Below are 3,916 nucleotides of genomic sequence, written 5' to 3'. Positions count from 1 at the left end.
CGAGATTGTCCCGTTCGCCGACGAGCTCGGCTCGCCGCGCACGGAGTTCGGCCGTATCACTACCGCCGGTCACCGCGCGCGCTCTCGCCACGATCGACGCTCTGGCTCCGGATGCGCAGTCCTGCACTGCCGCAGCATATTTACGCTCGGTTCCGAGAGCCGCGGTCTGCAGCAGTACAACGCCGAGCCGGTCCGCCACTGCTCCGAGACCCGACTCCGCGGACATCGCAGCGTCACCGCTCTCCCGGCCCATCCGCGCCAACCGAACCGAAACCGGATGGAACGTGCACTCCACCGCCCGTGGGACGCACTCGGCAACGACATCGGTGTCGGCAGAAACCACCTCACGCCAGTGCCGATGCACGTCGATCTTGTTCACCACGAACACGACCGGTGTGGATTCGAGGGCTGCTCGCCACTGCTCGACCTCGACGCGACCCACCGGGGCCGACGCGTCGACGACGATCATCACGACCGCCGCATCGGCCACCGAATCCGTGAATTCAATGGCGGAACCGACGAGCCGGGACAGCTCACGGCGCAGTTCGGACTTGCCCGACCCTGCAGTACCGGTGAGGTGAACCCCGGCAGGTCGACTGACCCTGGCGCGCTCGATCTCGTCCAGGGCACTGGAATCCCAGCGTCGTAGAACACTTTTCATGTCCTCCGACAGCGGGATCACCGGCGCAGCATTCGTACGTGGCCTCGGCACAGTGCGAGTGCGGCGCGACGTACGTCGGGATCGACGGCTGCGGCCGCCCGCCTCTTCCACAGCACCGCCTGCTCCGACGCGACCTGCTCCGAACCGGTCTCGATCGGCACTCCCAGACGTAGAGCTGCACAGCGCATTTCGGCAGCCACCGCCTCGTCCGAGGCCAGGTACGACTCGACAGCGGCACGAACACGCCGATGACCGGCGGAGATCTGTTGCATGCTGCGATGCAGCTCGGCGTCCCGAGCCGCTGCGGCCGCCGACACGGCCGTGGAGACCGCGGCGATCAGGGCATCGGCCCCGGTGGCGTCGGCCAGCATGCGCACCGCATCGCCGTCGGACACGGCGGGTCGCTGCCGCAGTACGTCGACCAGCAGGGCGAGACCACGCAGTTCGATGCATTCGATCAGAGCTTCTCTGCGACGCGTCGACACCTCGATGTCGACGGCGCGAAACCGATCGACGGTCATCAGATCGGTCGGGCGCAGATCGGCCGCCGCAACGGCTCGTACGTCGGCCATGTCCAGAGGCGCGCCGGCTCGGCCCACTCCCCGCATGCCTGCCGCGGTCGCTCCCATCACCGGCAACACCGTCCGCCCCAGCTGCTGTGAGGCCGCTGCTGCGTCTGCTGCGGGATCGTCGAGTGTGTCCGCCTTCGTCAGCACGACGACGGTCCCGTCCAGAACACCCCTCGGCCTCGAACTCAGCAATGCCATGTCGACCGGCGACACCGCTCCCGCGATCACGTGGACGAGCACTTCGCCCTCGCTGTTGTCCGTCCTGCCCTCGCGCCATCGGACATCGAAGCCGTCGGCGTCGAGCGGCACCGACTCGAGAACGGCGAGAACAGCGGATTTCCCGACGCCGGCGCGGCCGGTCACCCGTGCGGTCAGCGGCAGCAGGCGATCGTGGACGGCGTTTTCGACGGCCTCGCGTGCGTCGGTCGACGCGACCCGGTCACGCAACAGGCCCAGACCGGCCTCGGCGACATCCATGATCGATTCCCCCCAGAACGATCCCGCCGCCACTTTCCGGACGCGACGCACAGCCCCCTGCTGCGGCACCGATTCTGGCACATGCGGGCGCTCGCGAGCCGATCGAAACGAATTGCATCGTTGTAATTAGTCGGGTGCGTCCCACCGCTGATCAGCGGTTGGACGGCAAGTCTCAACTTCAACTCGAGACCCACCTGTCACACGCCCCGTCGATGCGCGACAATGGACCGGTGAACGAGCCCCAGGACACCTCTGTCGACACCGAGGAGAACGCCGTGCAGACCCAGGAACGGGGCTCACGGCTCTACCCACGCGTGACGAGTTTCCGCTCTCGGCGCGGAGCGCTGACCGAGGCGCAGCAGACCACCTGGGACAGCCTGTGGCCGCGCATCGGCCGCGACGTCGCCGACGAGCAGATCGACATCGACGCCTGGTTCGGGCGCAGCGGCCCGGCGATCCTCGAGATCGGCTCGGGTACCGGCACGGCCACCACGGCGATGGCCTCGGCCGAGCCGCACGTCAACCTCATGGCCGTCGAGGTCTACCGCCCCGGCCTGGCGCAGACACTGCAACAGATCGAACGAGAAGGCATCGAGAACGTTCGATTGCTGCGCGGTGACGCGATGGACGTGCTCGAGAACATGCTGTCCTCGGAGTCGCTCACCGGCGTCCGCGTCTTCTTCCCCGACCCGTGGCCCAAGGTTCGGCACCACAAGCGTCGGCTGCTGCAGGGGCCGACTTTCGCGATGATCGCGGATCGGTTGAAGCCCGGTGGCGTTCTGCACGTGGCAACCGATCATGCCGAATACGCTGAGTGGATTGCCGAGGCCGGGAACGCCGAGCCCGGTTTGACCGTTCTCGATTGGGAATCGCCCATGACACACGAGCGACCGGTGACCAAGTTCGAGGGCAAGGCACAGCTGGTCGGTAGCTCGGTGACGGAATTGATCTGGGGAAAGAAGACAGCATGAGCGTCAGTACGGACATGCCCGACACCGTGGTCGACCCCTCAGAACTCGGCGCCATCGGTGAAACGCGCCACAGCAAACGCGTCCTGCTGGTCTGGGATGCCCCGAACCTGGACATGGGACTGGGCGCAATTCTGGGTGGCCGACCCACCGCCGCCTACCGTCCGCGCTTCGATGCCCTGGGCCGATGGCTGCTCAGCCGCACCGCCGAACTCTCCGCCTCGGGCACCGCGACGCTCGAACCCGAGGCCACGGTGTTCACCAACATCGCCCCCGGCAGCGCAGATGTCGTCCGACCCTGGGTCGAAGCATTGCGTAACGTGGGTTTCGCGGTGTTCGCCAAGCCCAAGGTCGACGAAGACAGTGACGTCGACGCAGACATGCTCGACCACATCGACTTCCGCAACCGTGACGGCGGCCTTGCCGGTGTCATGGTCGCGTCCGCCGACGGTCAAGCGTTCAAGGGGCCACTGGAGGCCATCGCAGCGACCGGAGTGCCCGTACAGGTACTGGGATTCCGGGAGCACGCAAGCTGGGCTGTCACGTCGGACATCCTGGAATTCCTCGACCTCGAGGACATCCCGGGCGTCTTCCGTGAGCCACTGCCTCGGGTGAGTCTCGATTCGCTCCCCGACGAGGGCGCGTGGCTGCAGCCCTTCCGACCGCTGTCCGCCCTGCTCGTCGGGCGCCAAGGAGTTTCTTAAGTGTTCGCCAGATGGGGAGACATCGTCTACCGGCTGCGGTACACCGTTATCGGTGTCATGGTGGCCGGACTGCTGGGCTTCGCCGCCTACGGTCTCGATCTCAACAGCCATCTCAGTCAGAGCGGTTGGGACGATCCGACGTCGGAATCGGCTGAGGCTGCCCGTCTGGCAGACACGACCTTCGGTCGCGACAAGCAGGGCGACGTCATCGTCCTCTACACCGCTCCCGAGGGCTCGACCATCGATGATCCGGCGTTCCAGTCGGCGATCACCGACAACTTGAACTCTCTGGTTGCCGACCATCCGGACCAGATAGAGAAGATCAACGGCACGTACTTTCCCGGGACGGGCGCGCCCAACCTCGCTGCACTCGGCACCACCGACAAACAGCACGCCATCGCCAGCATCGCCATCGCCGGAGCCAACGACACCGAACTGACCAACAACTTCCAGGCCGTCAAGGATGTCTTCTACATCGACGGCGTGGACGTGCAGGTGACAGGCCTGCAGGCCGTCGCGGGGGCATTGCAGTCGACG

3 protein-coding genes and 2 pseudogenes are annotated in these 3,916 nt (G+C 66.3%); 3 read left to right on the top strand and 2 right to left on the bottom strand.

What is annotated here, in order from left to right:
• Both A2J02_RS08175 and A2J02_RS08170 read right to left on the bottom strand, forming a co-directional pair.
• Positions 1 to 682, bottom strand: a pseudogene (locus A2J02_RS08175) (hypothetical protein); the annotation flags it as partial.
• Complete coding sequence (locus tag A2J02_RS08170; RefSeq protein WP_156516145.1) at positions 679 to 1,707, bottom strand: hypothetical protein; 1,029 nt, start codon at positions 1,705 to 1,707, stop codon at positions 679 to 681. The pseudogene A2J02_RS08175 and the gene A2J02_RS08170, both read right to left, overlap by 4 nt.
• 212 nt (positions 1,708 to 1,919) lie before the next feature.
• On the opposite strand from A2J02_RS08170, the gene trmB reads away from it, so the two are divergent.
• From trmB to A2J02_RS08155, 3 genes and pseudogenes are all read left to right on the top strand, one after another.
• Positions 1,920 to 2,678 carry a tRNA (guanosine(46)-N7)-methyltransferase TrmB gene (gene trmB / locus A2J02_RS08165; protein WP_068049111.1) on the top strand — a complete coding sequence of 253 codons (759 nt, stop codon included), beginning with the start codon at positions 1,920 to 1,922 and terminating at the stop codon, positions 2,676 to 2,678.
• Complete coding sequence (locus A2J02_RS08160) at positions 2,675 to 3,379, top strand: NYN domain-containing protein (protein ID WP_068049106.1); 705 nt, start codon at positions 2,675 to 2,677, stop codon at positions 3,377 to 3,379. The genes trmB and A2J02_RS08160 overlap by 4 nt, the downstream gene beginning before the upstream one ends.
• A pseudogene (locus A2J02_RS08155) lies at positions 3,380 to 3,916 on the top strand (MMPL family transporter); the annotation flags it as partial. It abuts the gene before it with no gap.

The organism is Rhodococcus sp. EPR-147, assembly GCF_001647185.1.
Taxonomy (GTDB): Bacteria; Actinomycetota; Actinomycetes; order Mycobacteriales; family Mycobacteriaceae; genus Rhodococcoides.
The sequence above is the reverse complement of the archived record's forward strand: the minus strand, read 5'-3'. Positions and strand labels throughout refer to the sequence as shown.